Below are 15,894 nucleotides of genomic sequence, written 5' to 3'. Positions count from 1 at the left end.
AATCCGCCGGGTTGAAACGCGGCGTCAATGCGCGCCGTCAGGCGTCCTGGCCGAAGGCCCGCGTGAAGAAATCCACGCCACCGAAATTGCCGGACTTCAAGGCGATGCTCAGGCGCGCCCCCACTGCCTGCGCCTGGCCGGCGCACCACGGCACGCCGGGATCGATCTGCTCGCCGATGGCCAGTTGCGTCAGGCCCAGCGCCTGCACCACCGCGCCCGAGGTCTCGCCGCCAGCCACGATCAACTGCCGCACGCCGAGCCGCGCCAGCCCCGCCGCGATCCGCGCGATCGTGTCCTCGACCAGCGCGCCGGCGCGCGCCGCGCCCAGGCTGGCCTGCGCCGCCTGCACGGCGTCGGGGCGAGCCGTCGAATAGATCAGCACCGGGCCGTCGGGCAGGCGCGGCGCGGCCCAGGCCAGCGCATCCGCCGCCACGTCGTCACCCGCGGCGATGCGCAGCGGATCGAGCGCCAGCGCCGGTCCGCCCGCCGCGATGAACGCGGCGACCTGGCCCTGGGTCGCGATCGAGCAACTGCCCGCCACCACCGCCTGCGCCCCCGGCTCGCGCGGCAGGCCGGCGGCCGCGCCCGGCGCCAGCCCCCAGTTGCCGGGCAGGCCGATGGCCACGCCCGAGCCCGCCGTCACCAGCGGCATGCCCTTGAGCGCCGGCCCCAGCGCCACCAGGTCGTCGTTGGAAATGGCGTCGACGATGGCGATCTCCACGCCCTCCCGCCGCAAGGCATCGATGCGGCCGCGAATCGCCTCGGCGCCACGCGCCACCACCGCGTAGTCGATCAGGCCCACCTTGCGGCGGGTCTGCGCCGACAGCACCCGCACCAGGTTGGCGTCGGTCATCGGCGTCAACGGATGCTGCTGCATGCCCGACTCGTTCAACAGCACGTCGCCGGCGAACAGGTAGCCCTTGAACACCGTGCGCTTGTTGTCGGGAAAGGCCGGCGTGGCAATGGTGAAGTCGCTGCCCAGCGCCGTCATCAGCGCATCGGCGACCGGGCCGATATTGCCGGCGGGCGTGCTGTCGAAGGTCGAGCAATACTTGAAATAGATCTGCTCGGCGCCCTGCGCCCGCAGCCATTCGAGCGCGGCCAGCGACTGCGCCACCGCGTCGGCGGCCGGCAGGGTGCGGGTCTTCAGCGCCACCACGACCGCGTCGGCCGGCGTCTCCAGCGCGCCGGCCGGCACGCCGATAGCCTGCACCGTGCGCATGCCGGCGCGCACCAGGTTGTTGGCCAGATCGGTGGCGCCGGTGAAATCGTCGGCGATGCAGCCCAACTTGATCGTCATGCGGACTCCGGCAAGGTGATTCCGGGAAAGATCTTGATGACCGCGCTGTCGTCCTCGCGCCCGTGCCCGGCGGCCGAGGCCTGCATGAACATCTGGTGCGCGGTGGACGCCAGCGGCAGCGGAAACTTGCTGTGGCGCGCGGTGTCCAGCACCAACCCCAGGTCCTTGACGAAGATGTCCACCGCCGACAACGGCGTGTAGTCGCCCGCCAGCACGTGCGCCATGCGGTTCTCGAACATCCAGCTGTTGCCCGCGCTATGGGTGATGACCTCGTACAGCGCGTCGGCATCGACCCCTTCGCGCAGCCCCAGCGCCATGGCCTCGGCGGCGGCGGCGATGTGTACGCCGGCCAGCAGCTGGTTGATGATCTTGACCTTGCTGCCCGCGCCGGCGCGATCGCCCAGGCGGTAGACCTTGCCCGCCATCGCATCCAGCAGCGGGCCGCACGCCGCGTAGGCGGCCGGCGCGCCGGCGGTCATCATGGTCATCTCGCCCGCCGCGGCCTTGGCCGCGCCGCCCGAGATCGGCGCATCCAGGTACAGCACGCCCAGGGCCGCCAGGCGCGCCTCCAGCGCGCTCGACCAGGACGGGTCCACCGTCGAACACATCACGAAGACGCTGCCGGGCCGCAGGGCCGCCGCCAGATCGCCGTCGCCGAACAGCACGCTCTCGGTCTGCGGCGCGTTCACCACCACGCTGACCACCACGTCGCAGGCCGCGGCCAGCGCCGCCAGTGTGTCGCAGGCCACGCCCCCCTGTTCGGCGAACGCCGCCGCCACGCCCGGCCGGATATCGTAGGCATGCACCCGATGGCCGGCGCGCCGCAGGCTCTGCGCGATGCCCGCGCCCATGGCGCCCAGGCCGATCACGCCGACATCGCGCGCGGTTTGCTCCTGATGGTTCATACCGTTCCCCGCAAGTCGTCGCCGATGTAGGCGCGGATGATCTCGGCGAAATCGCGGTCGCCTTCCAGGCCCAGTTGCGTGGCCCGCGCCGTGTCCCAGCGCCCCGGCCAGCTGCCGACAATGGCCTGCACCCGCGAATCGGCCTGCCAGCTGATGCGGTCGGCGACCGCATCGCCCGCGATCTCGCGCAATGCCTGCGCCATGTCGGCGGCCGTCACCGACACGCCCGGCAGATTGATCGGCCGGCGATCGGCCACCGCGGCCGCGTCCAGCTCGCAGCCCGCGATCAGTGCCTGCACCGCGCGCCGCGGCGACAGCAGCCACAGGCGCGTGTCCGGCCCCACCGGGCAGGCCGCCGGCTCGCCATTGAGCGGCTCGCGGATGATGCCGCTGGCGAACGACGAGGCCGCCGCGTTGGGCCGGCCCGGCCTCACGCTGATGGTCGGCAGCCGCAGCGCGCGGCCATCGACGAAGCCGCGCCGCGTGTAGTCGGCCAGCAGCAGCTCGGCGATCGCCTTCTGCGTGCCGTAGGAAGACTGCGGATTGAGCGCGGTGTCGTCGCGCACCGTCTCCGGCAACGCGCCGCCATAGACCGCGACCGAACTGGTGAACACCACGCGCGGCCGGTGGCCGCGCTGGCGGCAGGCCTCCAGCAACGCCCGCGACGCATCCAGGTTGATGCGCATGCCCAGGTCGAAATCGGCCTCGGCCTGGCCGCTGACGATCGCGGCCAGGTGGAACACCGCCGCCGTATCGGCGCCGATCAACGCCTCCAGGACCGCCGGGTCCGCGATGTCGCCCTGGATCGAGCGCACGCGGGTGTCGTTGATGGCGTCGGTGCGGGTGACGTCGAGCAGGTCGATCTGCGTGATGGGTTCGCGCGCGCCGCCCAGCGTCAGCCGCCCCTGCTCCAGCAGTTTGCGCGCCAGGCGCTGGCCGAGGAAACCCGCGCCGCCGGTGATCAGTATCTTCATCGCTCGCCTCCCGCGAGATAGGAGCGGGCCCACGCTAGGCCCGCCGACGTTGCGCCCTTGGGCCGGTATTCGCAGCCGACCCAGCCCGTGTAGTCCAGGGTGTCGATCAGCGCCAGCAGGTAGGGGTAATTCAGTTCGCCCAGGTCCGGCTCGTGCCGGTCCGGCACGCCGGCGATCTGGATGTGGCCGATGCCCGCCATGTCGCGGCGCAACTTCACCGCCAGGTCGCCCTCGACGATCTGACAGTGGTAGCAATCGAATTGCACGCGCAGGTTGTCGGCGCCGACCTCGGCGCGGATGGCCTGCGCCTCGTCCTGGCGGGTCAGGAAGAAGCCGGGCATGTCGCGCGGGTTGATCGGCTCGATCACGATGGTCACGCCGGCCGAGGCCGCGGTGCGCGCCGCGGCTTCCAGGTTGCGCAGATAGACCTCGCGGTGGACGGCGCGGTCGCTCCCCGGCGCTACCAGGCCCGCCATCACGTGAAGCGAACGGTTGCCCAGCGCCGCCGCATACTCCAGCGCCAGATCCAGCCCGCGGCGAAACTCGTCCTCGCGTCCGGGCAGCGCGGCGATGCCGCGCTCGCCCGCCGCCCAATCACCGGGCGGCGCATTGAACAGGGCCTGCGACAGGCCATGCGCCTGCAGCCGCGCCTTGATCTCGGCGGCGGCGAATTCGTAGGGAAACAGGAACTCCACCCCCTGGAAGCCATCGCGCGCCGCAGCGCCGAACCGGTCCAGGAAAGCGTGCTCCGCATACATCATGCTCAGGTTCGCGGCCAGGCGCGGCATCTCGTCGTCTCCATGTATTCGCGGCCCGCGCCGACGCGGACCGCCGGCGCGCAGGGCGCCATCCGTATCAGTAGCGCGCGCCGAAAGTCGCGCGCAGTTCCTCGATGGCGTCCTCGGACAGCGGCGCGGGGCGCGGATCGGACATCAGCCACAGCCGCGCGGTCTCTTCCAGTTCCTCCAGCGCATGGGAAGCGTGCGACACCGAGCGTTCCCACACCACCGGCCCGAGGCGCTCGAACAGCGCCCCGCGCACCTGCGCGGCCAGCGCCGCCACCTGCGCCGCCGCCACCGGATCGCCGGGCCGGCGATAGGGAATCAGCGGAACGCGGCCCACCTTCATCACCTGGTACGGCGTGATCGGCGGCAGCACCTCGTCCTGGCGCCACACGCCCGCCAGCGTCAGGGCGACCAGATGGGTCGAATGGGTATGCACCACGCCGCGCGCGGCGGGGTCGGCCTGATAGATGCCCTGGTGCAGCGCCAGGGTCTTGGACGGCTTGGCGCCCGAGACCCAGTTGCCGGCCAGGTCGACCTTGGCCAGCTCGGCCGGGTCCAGGCGGCCCAGGCAGGCATCGGTGGGCGTGATCAGCCAGCCGTCGTCCAGGCGGGCGCTGATGTTGCCGGCCGCGCCGACGGTATAGCCCCGCTGGTAGAGGCTGGCGCCGACCGTGCAGATTTCCTCGCGGACGCGGGTTTCCGGAGTCATCGCGCGCCCTTCCGGGCGGATGCGTGGACGACGCGAAGCGGATGCGGCATGCGGGACTCCATGGGCAGATTCATATGGTCATCATACAAATTTTGCCGAAAATCCCGGTAGCGGGATTACCCGGAATGACCCGCCGGATTCAGACCGTGTAGCGGTAGTCGCAGTTGACGGTGGCCTTGAGCGGCTGATTCGCGCCCGGTCCGCCCGGACGCGGTCCGGTGAGCTTGGCCTGGAAGGTGCCCACCACGGCGCCGGTGCCATCCTTCTTGACCGCCACGCTGGCCGGCAAGGCATACAGCGTCAACGGCCAGACCTCGTCCGGCGCCACCAGGGTGAAGACGCCCAGCGGGAAATCCGACACGACATAGGCGGGATCCCGGTCCGCGTCGAATCCCAACGTGGCGCCGACATACGTCAGCGTCAGCTTGAGCTCTTCGGACGACGGCGACGGAATGACGCCGCGCAGCGCCACCTTGCCGCTCTCCGACACGCAGGACAGTTCGGCGGGCGCGGAGCCCGCGTGCGCGGCGCCCGCCAGCAGCAGGCAGGACAGGAACCAGGGGGCATGCAGCTTCATGGGTCGGGCTTCCTCGCGGCGGCCGGGGGGGATCCGCGGCCAGGGACGATCATCGAGCCGACATATTAGCGGCCAACGGCCGGCGCGCGGCAGGCAATGCCAGCGTTCGCATACAAGTCGTAATATGCGCCGACGCCGATCGGGCTAGGATGCCGGCATCGATCCGTCCGTTTCCCGGAGTTCCCATGCGCGCCTTCCGATCCCTCGCCTGCGCCACCCTGCTGCTGGCCGCCGCGGCTTCCCACGCCGAGACCGTGGCCCTGCGCGCGCAGAGCGCCACGGCCGGCATCGAACCGCAGACCAAGATGCGCTTCGTCGACGTGGTGCTACAACCCGAGAGCCGCCAGGTGCTGGCCGACTTCACGCGCGACCGCGTCGGCAAGCGCGTGCAATTGCGCGCGAACGGCGTGCTGCTGTCCTCGGCCACGCTGCAAAGCCCGCTCGAAGGCGACAGCTTCCGCATCGTCGCCGGCGAGCACGGCTTTGCCGGCAAGTCGGCCGAAGACATCGCCAAGGGCATCATGTCCGGCGGCGGCCTCACCGTGGACGACGAGAGCGGCGCGCCGAGCGATGCCGGCACCCGCCCCACCCGGCGCGCGCCCGGGTCGGAATCCGGCGGCTGACACCGCCCAGCGGCACGCGCGGCCAACCGGCCACCGACCGGCGCTTGCCGCCCCGCGCCTCAGACCCGCAATTGCGCCAGGCTGTCGCGCAGCCGCGGCCCCGTCGGCTGCCAGCCCAGCCGTTCGCGCGTGGCCACGCTCGAGGCCGACATGTCATGGCCGACAAAGTGCGACAGCCAGCCGAAATGCGCGGCCGCGGCGGCCTCGTCCAGGCGGATCACCGGCACGCCCAGCCGGTCGCCGATGGCCTGCGCGATATCGCGGAACGGAATGTGCGATTCGGCCGTCGCGTGATAGCGCCCGCCGGCTTCGCCGTGCTCCAGCGCGGCGCGGTACAGGCGCACGGTGTCGGACACATGGGCCGCCGACCAGCCATTGCTGCCGTCGCCGACATAGGCCGACATGCCCTTGGCCCGCGCCAGCGCCACCATTTCGGTCACCAGCCCCTGTTTCTCGGCGTCATGGATCTGCGACAGGCGCACCACCGACACGCGGACGCCGCGCGCCAGCAATTCCTCGCCCGCCAGCTCCGACGCCTTGCGCGGGTTCGGATGGGCCGCATTGAAGTGGTCTTCGATGGCGGGCTGGCCGGGCGCCGCGATCCCCATCGGCGTGCCCGACGTGATCAGCAGCGGCCGCGCCGATCCCGCCAGCGCCTCGCCCAGCGCCAGGATGACGCGCCGGTCCTTTTCGCAGTTGGCGACGAAATGGGAAAAATCATGGTCGAAGGCCGTATGGATCACCGCGTCGCAGGCCGACGCCCCGCGCCGCAGGCTGTCCAGGTCCTCGATGTCGCCGGCGTGCGCGTCGGCGCCCGCCAGTCGCAGCGCTCGCGCGCCGTGGTCGGAACGGGTCAGGCCAAGCACCTGGTGCCCCGCCTTGATGAGTTCGGGCACGATTTTCGAGCCGATGAAGCCGGTCGCGCCGGTCAGAAAGATGCGCAAGATCGCTCTCCTGGTTTGTCAGGCAGCCATCATGCGACGCCAATCTATCCTGTTAAAGTAGTGAGCTTATAGGGGTATACATCTCAACTGGCTGGCCATGACACTACCCACCGACAACCCGCTCGGCGCCTACCTGAAGGACCGCCGCGGCCGGCTCGACCCGGCGGCGTTCGGCTTTTCCGCCAGCCGCCGCCGCACGCCGGGCCTGCGGCGCGAAGAGGTGGCGCAGCTGTCGAACATCAGCGCCACCTGGTACACCTGGCTCGAACAGGGCCGCGGCGGCGCGCCCTCGGCCGACGTGCTCAACCGCATCGCCGCCGGCCTCATGCTCACCGAGGCCGAGCGGCACCATCTGTTCCTGCTGGGCCGCGGCCATCCGCCCGACGTCAAATACCAGTCCGCCCAGGGCGTGACGCCGCGCCTGCAACGCCTGCTGGACGCGCTTGAAGTCAGCCCCGCCATCATCCGCACCGCCACCTGGGACGTGGTCGCCTGGAACCGCGCGGCCTCGGTCGTCCTGACCGACTACGGCGCCCTGCCGCCCGAGCAGCGCAACATCCTGCGGCTGGTCTTCTGCAATCCCCGCGTGCGCCAGGCGCAGGACGATTGGGAGGGCATCGCCCGTTTCGTGGTGGGCGCCTTCCGCGCCGACGTCACCCGGGCCGGCGCCGCGTCCGAAGTCGCCCGGCTGGTCGAGGAATTGAGCCGCGACAGCGCGGAATTCGCGGCCCTGTGGCGCGACAACGATGTGCGCGTCCATGGCGAGGGCACCAAGCGCCTGCGCCACGCCCGCGCCGGCCTGCTCGAACTGGAGTACTCCGGGTTCTCGGTCGATGGCCGGCCGGACCTGTCCATGGTGGTCTATCACCCCGCCTCGCCGCAGGCCGCCGATCGCATCCGCGCGCTGCTGGCCTCAGCGCCCGTTGGCGGCGTCGATGAATCCCGCTAGATCGCGGTTGAAGCGCTCGGCCTCCTCTAGGAATGGCGCGTGTCCCGACGCCGCGTACACCGTGGCGCGCAAGCGCGGATTCAGGCGCCTGGCGCGCTCCAGCGACGGCTCGACGCGCACCAGCGCATCGCGCGCCCCGTAGATCAGCCACAGCGGCTTGTGCATGGCGCCCAGGCCTTCACGAGCCGCGATCGTCATCCGCGGCACCGCGGCCTGCATCGCGGGCGACGCCAGCGCGGCATTGGCCAGCAGCCGCTCGAATGTCGCCGTGTCGGGCTGCGTCTCGAAGCACAGCGCCAGGAACGCGCGCTCGGCGTCCAGATGCGTCTTCAGGTCGCTCGAGGCCATGCCGCGGTACACCTCGGCATGCGGCGCGATCTGGCCGGCCTCCAGCTCGATCACGCCGCCCACGTAGACCGCGCCGGCGATGTCCGCGTCGCCATGCGCGGCCAGGTAATTGGTCGTCACGGCCGCGCCCAGCGACCAGCCCACCAGCACCGGCCGGCGCGCGCCCGACGCCGCGATCACGGCCGCCAGGTCGTCGGCCCAGCGGCGCCCGTCGGTGTACGCCAGCGGCGCGCTCGGCTGGCCCGACTGGCCGTGGCCGCGCAGGTCATAGGTGATCAGGCGGTAGCGCTGCAACAGCGGGCTGGACAGTTGCGCCTCCCAGCTGAGGCGGCTGCCCAGCAGGCCGTGCACGAACACGACGGCGGGGCCGGCCGGATCGCCGGACTCCTGGATGACAAGGGTCACGCCGTCCGGCGCGACGGCGGTGTACTGGCGGCTTTCGGCCAGCGCCGCGGCGTTCGCCGACAGCAGCGCGACCGCCACCAGCAGGTGGCGCAAACAACGGAAAAGCAAGGGGCCCGGCATGGGACTGACTCCTGGATGACAAAAGGGGAATCACAGTCTCAACCATCACACCGGTGTTAGAGTCAAGCGGTCGTTTCGTGAAGATTTGCCATGACACCCCCGCCCGCCGCCAAGCCGATGTCGATCGGCGTCCTTGCCCGCGCCACCGGCGCCAGCCTGCGCTCGATCCGCCATTACGACGCGCACGGCCTGCTGGCCTCCTCGCGCGCCGCCAACGGCTACCGCAGCTTTGCGCCCGCGGCGGTCAGCCAGGTACGGCAGATCCAGCGCCTGATCGCGACCGGCTTCAGCCTCGCCGAGATCCAGGGCTTTCCCGATTGCATGCGCATGATCGAAGGCGCGGCGGCCTGCCCGGAAACCTCCGCCGTGCAGCGCGAGCGGCTGGCCTCGGTCGAACGGCAGATCGCCGACCTGGAACGCCGCCGCGCCCGACTGCGGCAGATGCTGGCCGAGGGCGCCACGGCCCCCGCAAAATAGCCGCCCGCGGCCACGCCGTTCACGGCGGTCAAGCGCGCAAGCGCGGTTCCTGCTGCACGCACTCCACCAGGAAATCCATCACCGCCTTGACCGACGGCGACCGGCGCAGGTCCGGAAACACCGCCAGCCAGAGATCGCGCGACGGCGCTTCGCCCTCCACCGCCAGCCGTTGCAGCATGACGTCGCCATCGCCAACGATCGTGGGCAGCACGACCGCGCCCAGGCCCGAACGCGCCGCCATCTGCTGCGCCGCCAGGTCGCTGGCCGCGAACACCACCGGCCGGTGGCGGCGGACCTGGTGCAACCAGGCCTGCTGCGGCAGCGTATCGCCGCTTTCGTCATACGCGATGAAACGCCACTGGTCGGCGGGCTGCTCGCCGAGCCCGGGGCTGCCGTACAGCGCGAAGCGCACCACGCCGATCTTCCTGCGCACCAGCGCGTCTTCTTCCGGACGCACGGTGCGCAGCGCGATGTCGGCCTCGCCCCGATCCAGCGCCACCAGCGACAACGACGGCAGCAACACCACATTGAGTTTCGGATGCCGCTCGCGCAACGCCGCCATGCGCGGCGCGATGCAATGGCTGGCCAGCGACGGCGGCGCGCTGACCCGCACCGTGCCGGCCACCTCGATCGAGGCAATGCGCGACAGCTGCTCGACGCCCGTGGCGATCTCGGTCATGGCGCCGGCCAGCCGCGCCAGCGCGCGGCCATCCTCGGTCAGCGGCCGGCTGCGCGGCAACCGGTCCACCAGCCGCAGGCCCAGCGATTTCTCCAGCGCGTCGATGCGACGCCCCACGGTGGCATGCTCGACCTGCAACTCGCGAGCGGCGGCCGACAACGATTGGGTGCGGGCCAATACGGTGAAGTAATACAGGTCCTGCCAGTCGAACATCGGATTACCTGCTCACGAAGAGAAAGACCATGCGGGAGAAAATTCCCGGATCCTGATATCGCTTTTACCATGCGCCCCCGCGCGTCTGGGGCGCCTACGGCTCGACGGCGACTTGCAACGCGCGCGCCAGCGACGCCCGCAGCATCTCGCCATGGCCGAATTGCGGGAAGGCCTCGTAGCGGGCGTCGGCGCCGCCTTCGCGCAGGCCGGTCACCATGGCGCGCACGGCGGGCTGCAGGTCGATTGGCGTGCCGTCCGGCCGCGTCGACGGCGCATCGGGCCGCTGGCGCGCCGGGTCTCGCGGCCGGGTGCCCGCCAGCACCTCCACGCGCTTGCCGGCCGCGCGCCGCGCATCGAAGCGCCGCCACTCCTGCAGCAACGCCCCGTCCGCCCACCAGGCCGAGGGGTCCCCGGTGATGTAGCGCGCGAACGTGTCCGGCTGCGTGAACAGCACATGCAGCGCGAACAGGCCGCCATAGGAATGGCCCCACAGGTATTCGCGCCGCACGTCGACCGCGGCGCGCCCGCGCACCAGCGGCTTGACCTGTTCGCGCAGGAACGCCAGGAACACGTCGGCGCCGCCGCCCTCGCGGCCCAGCACCACCGGATTCGGCTGCCGCACGCCCTGCTCGAACACGGGCGGCGTGTAGTCATAGGCGCGCGCCACCACGTCGTTGCGCGTCGGCACGTCATAACCCACGGCCACCAGCACCGGCGCCTCGCCCCCGCCCAGCCGCGCCAGGTCGGCATCGGTCAGCGTGGCCAGCGCGGCGTTGCCGTCCAGCAGGTACAGCACCGCGCGGCCACCGGCCGGAGCCAGCTGGCGCGGCACGGCGATCTGGATGCGGTAATGGCGCTTGCCATCGGCCGAATCGAGCCGGTGCGTTTCAAAGCGATAGACCGCCGACGGCCGGTCGGCCACGGTTTCGCCGACAAGCTGCTCCCCGCGCGCGACCGGCGCGCCGGCAACGGGCGGCGTCTGCGCCTGCGCCGCAACGCTCCAGAAAACGCCGCTCAACAACGCGGCTTGGCAAAGGCGGGACAGGGTGCGGGAGGACATCGGCTTCTCGGAATCATGCGTGCCGGCGGGCGCGGGCCCGGCGGCAAAAGAGGAAACAACGCGGCGCGCCAGCACGGCAACGCCTGTCGCAGGATAGCCCAGACGGGAATGCGACTTGATCCGGTTCTGAACCAAGGCGCTCCGATCTGGCGCGCCCGGCACGGCGGACCTCGCTCCGCCCCCCTTCCGATCATTTCCGCACGGACCCCGTGAATTCCTGGGGAATTCCCAGACCGATTCACGCCTTCTACGATGGCTGGCGCCGGTCGATGCCACGGCGCATCCGCCACTCCCCCACAAGGAATCCTTCGCAGTGAAAGCCATCCTGATCGAACGCTACGGCGGCCCCGAGGTCCTGCAACTGCGCGCGGACCATCCCATGCCCGACGCCGCCCCCGGCCACGTGGTGGTGCGGCTCGCCTACGCCGGCATCAACTTCATGGACGTGCACACCCGCCAGGGCAAGTACGCGGCCTCCACCACCTACCCCGTCCGCCTGCCCTGCACCCTCGGCATGGAGGGCGCCGGCGAGATCGTCGCGGTCGGCGCCGACGTCACCCACCTGGCGCCGGGCGACCGCGTCGCCTGGTGCATCGCCTGGGGCAGCTACGCCGAATACGCCAGCGTGCCGGCGGCCAAGGTCGCGAAAATCCCCGACGCCATCCCGTTCGACCTGGCCGCCGCCGCGATCTTCCAGGGTGCCACCGCGCACTACCTGGTCGAAGACATCGCCCGGCTCGGCCCCGGCAGCACCTGCCTGATCCACGCGGCCTCCGGCAGCATCGGCCAGTTGCTGGTGCAGATGGCCGCGCGGCGCGGCGCCACCGTCTTCGCCACCGCCAGCAGCGTGCGGAAAAGCGCCGTCGCCATCGCGCGCGGCGCCCACCACGCCCTGCCCTACGACGGCGGCCGTTTCGCCGACCGCATCCGCGAGGCCACCGGCGGCGCGGGCGTGGACGTGGTGTTCGACGCGGTCGGCAAGACCACCCTGCGCGACAGTTTCCGCGCCTGCCGCACGCGCGGCCTCGTCATCAACTACGGCAACGTCTCGGGCTCGGTCACCGACCTGGACCCGATCGAACTGGGCGAGGCCGGCTCGCTGTTCCTGACGCGGCCGCGCCTGGCCGACCACATGCAGGACGGGGCCACGGTGCAGCGCCGCGCCGACGCGGTGTTCGGCGCCCTGCTCGAAGGCTCGCTGGATATCGCCATCGAAGGCCGCTACGAGATGGAAGACGTGCAGCGGATCCACGCGCGGCTGGAAGCCCGCGAGCAGATCGGCAAGTCGGTGCTGCGCATCGGCGGCGCGCCACACGCATAACCTTTGGTTATGGCCGCACCCGCACCACTCATTTGAACCTGTCGCCCGTCGCGCCCACACTCTCACCGTCCAGCGCCAGGCTGCCCGATGCGGCCTGGCGCCCTGGACATGGAACCGCTGGGAATCCACGCCTGCAGCAATGCCAGGCGGGATCACAACAATAGGCCGACACCGCCGGACGCGCAGCGCGTCACGGCCTGGCCACAGATCGATAGGGACGGAGAAGACATGACCTCATTGGCACAAACGGCGGCGGCGCCACGCCCGCCCGCTGGCGGCTCGCTGCATCCGCGCCGGCGCAATGCCGCCATCGCGGTGTTCCTGGTGGGCCTGGCCATCGCGCTGTACACCCATTTCACGCTGCCCGGCCAGACCAGCCTGTGGGGCCTGACGCCGGTGCTGGTGTTCGCCATCATCGCGTTGCTGGGCGTGGACATCGTGCTGTCCACCATCGCCGCCATCGTGCTCGGCGCCATCATGACCGGCACCACCCCCATCGCCATGGGCAAGCTGCTGGCCGACTCGCTCGGTTCGTTCATCGCGGTGGTCGGCCTGATCATCGTGCTGGGCGCCGGCGTCGGCGAAGTCGCCTCGCGCACCGGCGCCGCGGAACAAATGGTGCGCGCCATCGTGCGCCGCATCGGCCTGTCGAACCAGGTGCGCGTGCGCCTGGGCATCATGGTGACCTCGACCCTGATCTGCGGCGCCCTGGGCACCCTGGCCGGCGGCAACGCCATCATCGCCGCGGTGGTGATCCCGATCGCCGCCGCCGTGCGCCTGTCGCCGCCCACGGTGGCCGCCCTGTTCCAGACCGCCGGCTCGGCCGGACTGGTGCTGGGGCCCTTCACGCCCAACGTGGTCACGGTGACCGGCCTGACCGGACTTAGCTATCCGCAGTACCTGATGGTGGCGGGCATCCCGATGGCCGTGGCGACGCTGCTGGCCGGCTGGTTCATGTCGGGCCGCATCCAGAAAAAGACCGAGGCCAGCCACCAATACGAGAAAGCCGGCGCCGGCACGGCCGCCTTCGACCTCGATGCCGCGCCCTCGCGCAGCGCCATGCGGGCGGCGTGGGCGTTCTGCCTGACCATCATCCTCCTGGCGATCGTCGGCGTGCTCGCCAAGGCGGGTTATGCCTTCGCCATCATCGTCATGGTGGCGCTGGCCACTACCACCGGACTGGCCGGCGGCATGGGGCCGCGCGCGATCCTGCAAGCAATGTACGCGGGCGCCGGCAAGCTGATCTGGATCTTCTTCCTGTTCTGGCTGTTCAATCCGGTGCTGGTCCTGGTGGACCAGCTCAACGCCTACCACGCCGTGCTGGACCTCGCGACGCCTTACCTCGCCGGGATCAGCGGCGCCATGCTGTGCGTCATCGTGCTGTGGTTCAACGTGATCGGCCACATCCCCGGCGCCGCGGTCGCGCAGATGACCTTCACCGCCAAGATCTTCGGCCCGCTGCTGGCGGCCGCCGGCGTCGGCCCCGCGGCCACCACCGCGGTCATCCTCGGCAGCTCGCAGATCGACTGGTTCGGCCCGTTCCCCACCTCGGACATGTTCGGCCAGATGGGCCTGGCGCGCTCGGGTGAGCTCAAATACATGCTCTACAACGGATGGGCGGTGATCACCGTGAATCTTTGCCTGTTCTCGTCCCTGTTCTTCTTCCTGGTTTGAGGAGATCGACCATGTTCCCCTTGGGATCGCAGCCGCTGGACCGCAACGCCTTGCGCCAGTACGTCGACACGGCGCTGGCGCCCTTGCTGGCGGCCACGCCCGCGCGGGTCTCGCTGAGCCTGCGCGACCTGGATGGCGGCATCGTGCTGGCGCGCCAGGCCGACCGGCAGCAACCGTCGGCCAGCATCATCAAGATCCCCATCCTGCTGGCGCTGCTTGAAGCGGTTGCCGGCGGCCGTTACGCGCTCGGCCAGCCGCTGGTGCTGCCTGCGTGCGGCGACCGCGCCGGCGGCACCGGCATCCTGGCCCAGCTGCCCAGCGTCACCACTCTGTCGCTGGCCGAACTGGCGCAGCTGATGATCGTCCTCAGCGACAACGTCGCCACCAACGCGCTGATCGAGCTGCTGGGCTTCGACGAGATCAACCAATGGAGCCAGCGCGCCGGACTGACGGCGAGCCGCCTGCAACGCCGCATGATGGACGCCGCCGCGCGCGAGGCCGGCCGCGACAACTTCACCAGCGCCGACGACGCCACGGCCGCGCTCTGCTGGCTGCTGCGCGACGGCGCGCTGCCCGCACCCCTGCGGACCTTCGCGCTCGACCTGCTGGCCGACCAGCGCGAGCGCGCCCACTTCGGCGCGGCGCTGCCGGCGCCGTCCCACCTGGCCAGCAAGGCCGGCCAGTTGCCGGGCCTGCGCCATGATGCCGGCATCCTCACCGTGGCCGACCGCAGCGTGGTGCTGGCGGTGCTGGCCGACGGTTTCACCGACTGGCAGACCGCGCAGACGCTCCAGGGCGGCGAAGGCGCCGCGCTGCTGGGCCAGATCGCCCGCGCGGTCGCGCTGGGCCTGAAGGCCCAGGCACGGGAACACTGACAAGGAATCCGCATGTCCATCAGAGTGGCAGCCATCCAGCTCGACAGCCGCCGGGACCGCGACGCCAACCTGGCCGCGCTGGAACACTGGATCACCGCCGCGGCCGACGACGGCGCGAAACTGATCGTCACGCCCGAGTACAGCGACGTGCGCGGCGAACCGGCGGCGCTGCGCGCCGCCGCCAGCCCGATCCCCGGCGAGGTCACCGCACGCCTGGCCGCGCTGGCGCAGCGCCATGCGTGCTGGATCCACCTGGGCTCGATGCATGAGCGGCTGGCGGACCAGGACCGGCTCGGCAACACCGGCGTCACCTTCGCCCCAAACGGCAGCATCGCCGCCACCTACCGCAAGGTGCACCTGTACGACGCGGTGGTCGACGGCACGCCCTATCGGGAATCCGCCGACTTCGCGCCGGGCGCGCACCTGCAGGCGGTCGAGGCCGCCGGCCTGACGCTGGGCCTGAGCATCTGCTACGACCTGCGCTTCGCCGAGCTCTACCGCACGCTGCGCGGGCGCGGGGCCAACGTGCTGGTGGTGCCCGCGGCCTTCAACCTGCACACCGGGCGCGACCATTGGGAAACCCTGCTGCGCGCCCGCGCCATCGAAAACCAGTGCTACGTGATCGCCGCCGCACAGATCGGCGGCGACGGGCCCGGCCTGCCCTGCCTGGGGCGCAGCATGATCATCGACCCCTGGGGCACGGTGCTGGCCTGCATGCCGGACCGCACCGGCTACCTCCTGGCCGACCTCGACCCGGAACGGGTGGCCACGCTGCGCGCCGGACTGCCAGCCTGGGAACATCGCCGCACCGATCTCTATGATGGCAGCGCCATGACGGGCTGACCTTCGCGCCGCCGGGACACGCGCCGTCGGGTGCCATGTCGGGAAAACACGGTTGACTGTACTTGTATAGGCAAGTACAAAAGACTCCCTCCGACATTGCACTTTCTGGAACG

The 15,894-nt window shown here is 70.9% G+C and carries 17 protein-coding genes; 7 read left to right on the top strand and 10 right to left on the bottom strand.

Going from position 1 to position 15,894, the window contains the following annotated elements:
• Positions 1–37: 37 nt before the first annotated feature.
• From otnK to I6I07_RS09490, 6 genes are all read right to left on the bottom strand, one after another.
• Positions 38–1,300: a 3-oxo-tetronate kinase gene (otnK, locus tag I6I07_RS09515; RefSeq protein ID WP_198486444.1), complete on the bottom strand. Its 1,263-nt coding sequence runs from the start codon at positions 1,298–1,300 to the stop codon at positions 38–40.
• Positions 1,297–2,205, bottom strand: a complete 909-nt coding sequence (gene ltnD, locus I6I07_RS09510) for an L-threonate dehydrogenase (RefSeq protein WP_198486443.1) — start codon at positions 2,203–2,205, stop codon at positions 1,297–1,299. The genes otnK and ltnD overlap by 4 nt, the downstream gene beginning before the upstream one ends.
• Entirely contained in the window at positions 2,202–3,179 is a 978-nt protein-coding gene (gene denD / locus I6I07_RS09505; protein ID WP_198486442.1) for a D-erythronate dehydrogenase, read from the bottom strand. The genes ltnD and denD overlap by 4 nt, the downstream gene beginning before the upstream one ends.
• Positions 3,176–3,967, bottom strand: coding sequence for a 2-oxo-tetronate isomerase (otnI, locus tag I6I07_RS09500; RefSeq protein ID WP_198486441.1), 792 nt, complete (start codon positions 3,965–3,967; stop codon positions 3,176–3,178). The genes denD and otnI overlap by 4 nt, the downstream gene beginning before the upstream one ends.
• 67 nt (positions 3,968–4,034) lie before the next feature.
• Positions 4,035–4,673: an aldolase gene (locus I6I07_RS09495; protein ID WP_198486440.1), complete on the bottom strand. Its 639-nt coding sequence runs from the start codon at positions 4,671–4,673 to the stop codon at positions 4,035–4,037.
• Between the two features lie 139 nt (positions 4,674–4,812).
• Positions 4,813–5,250 carry a hypothetical protein gene (locus tag I6I07_RS09490; protein WP_006391720.1) on the bottom strand — a complete coding sequence of 146 codons (438 nt, stop codon included), beginning with the start codon at positions 5,248–5,250 and terminating at the stop codon, positions 4,813–4,815.
• Between the two features lie 185 nt (positions 5,251–5,435).
• Here I6I07_RS09490 and I6I07_RS09485 point away from each other — a divergent pair, with 185 nt between their 5' ends.
• Positions 5,436–5,873, top strand: coding sequence for a SecDF P1 head subdomain-containing protein (locus I6I07_RS09485; RefSeq protein WP_198486439.1), 438 nt, complete (start codon positions 5,436–5,438; stop codon positions 5,871–5,873).
• 59 nt (positions 5,874–5,932) lie between these two features.
• On the opposite strand, the gene I6I07_RS09480 is transcribed toward I6I07_RS09485, so the two are convergent.
• Complete coding sequence (locus tag I6I07_RS09480; protein ID WP_198486438.1) at positions 5,933–6,817, bottom strand: SDR family oxidoreductase; 885 nt, start codon at positions 6,815–6,817, stop codon at positions 5,933–5,935.
• A 97-nt stretch (positions 6,818–6,914) separates the two neighbouring features.
• Between I6I07_RS09480 and I6I07_RS09475 the strand changes: the two genes are divergently transcribed.
• A complete protein-coding gene (locus I6I07_RS09475) occupies positions 6,915–7,766 on the top strand; it encodes a helix-turn-helix transcriptional regulator (protein WP_198486437.1) in 852 nt (283 codons plus the stop codon).
• Here the strand turns inward: I6I07_RS09475 and I6I07_RS09470 are convergent.
• Positions 7,731–8,639, bottom strand: coding sequence for an alpha/beta fold hydrolase (locus tag I6I07_RS09470; protein WP_198486436.1), 909 nt, complete (start codon positions 8,637–8,639; stop codon positions 7,731–7,733). The genes I6I07_RS09475 and I6I07_RS09470 overlap by 36 nt on opposite strands.
• Positions 8,640–8,729: 90 nt before the next feature.
• On the opposite strand from I6I07_RS09470, the gene I6I07_RS09465 reads away from it, so the two are divergent.
• Entirely contained in the window at positions 8,730–9,116 is a 387-nt protein-coding gene (locus I6I07_RS09465; protein ID WP_198486435.1) for a MerR family transcriptional regulator, read from the top strand.
• A gap of 28 nt (positions 9,117–9,144) precedes the next feature.
• Here the strand turns inward: I6I07_RS09465 and I6I07_RS09460 are convergent, their stop codons facing one another.
• Positions 9,145–10,008: a LysR family transcriptional regulator gene (locus I6I07_RS09460; RefSeq protein WP_198486434.1), complete on the bottom strand. Its 864-nt coding sequence runs from the start codon at positions 10,006–10,008 to the stop codon at positions 9,145–9,147.
• Between the two features lie 94 nt (positions 10,009–10,102).
• Positions 10,103–11,068: an alpha/beta hydrolase gene (locus I6I07_RS09455; RefSeq protein ID WP_198486433.1), complete on the bottom strand. Its 966-nt coding sequence runs from the start codon at positions 11,066–11,068 to the stop codon at positions 10,103–10,105.
• Positions 11,069–11,381: 313 nt separating this feature from the next.
• Here I6I07_RS09455 and I6I07_RS09450 point away from each other — a divergent pair, with 313 nt between their 5' ends.
• From I6I07_RS09450 to I6I07_RS09435, 4 genes are all read left to right on the top strand, one after another.
• Complete coding sequence (locus I6I07_RS09450) at positions 11,382–12,389, top strand: quinone oxidoreductase family protein (RefSeq protein WP_198486432.1); 1,008 nt, start codon at positions 11,382–11,384, stop codon at positions 12,387–12,389.
• Positions 12,390–12,617: 228 nt separating this feature from the next.
• The gene (locus I6I07_RS09445) at positions 12,618–14,063 is read left to right on the top strand and encodes a gluconate:proton symporter (RefSeq protein WP_198486431.1); all 1,446 of its coding nucleotides are present in this window, start codon (positions 12,618–12,620) and stop codon (positions 14,061–14,063) included.
• 11 nt (positions 14,064–14,074) lie between these two features.
• Complete coding sequence (locus I6I07_RS09440) at positions 14,075–14,938, top strand: serine hydrolase (RefSeq protein WP_198486430.1); 864 nt, start codon at positions 14,075–14,077, stop codon at positions 14,936–14,938.
• Between the two features lie 12 nt (positions 14,939–14,950).
• Positions 14,951–15,781 carry a carbon-nitrogen hydrolase family protein gene (locus I6I07_RS09435; RefSeq protein WP_198486429.1) on the top strand — a complete coding sequence of 277 codons (831 nt, stop codon included), beginning with the start codon at positions 14,951–14,953 and terminating at the stop codon, positions 15,779–15,781.
• The last annotated feature ends 113 nt before the right edge of the window (positions 15,782–15,894 follow it).

Origin of the sequence: Achromobacter deleyi (assembly GCF_016127315.1) — a bacterium.
Classification (GTDB): domain Bacteria; phylum Pseudomonadota; class Gammaproteobacteria; order Burkholderiales; family Burkholderiaceae_B; genus Achromobacter; species Achromobacter insuavis_A.
Note: the sequence above shows the minus strand (reverse complement) of the source record. Positions and strands in the feature narration are given on the sequence as shown.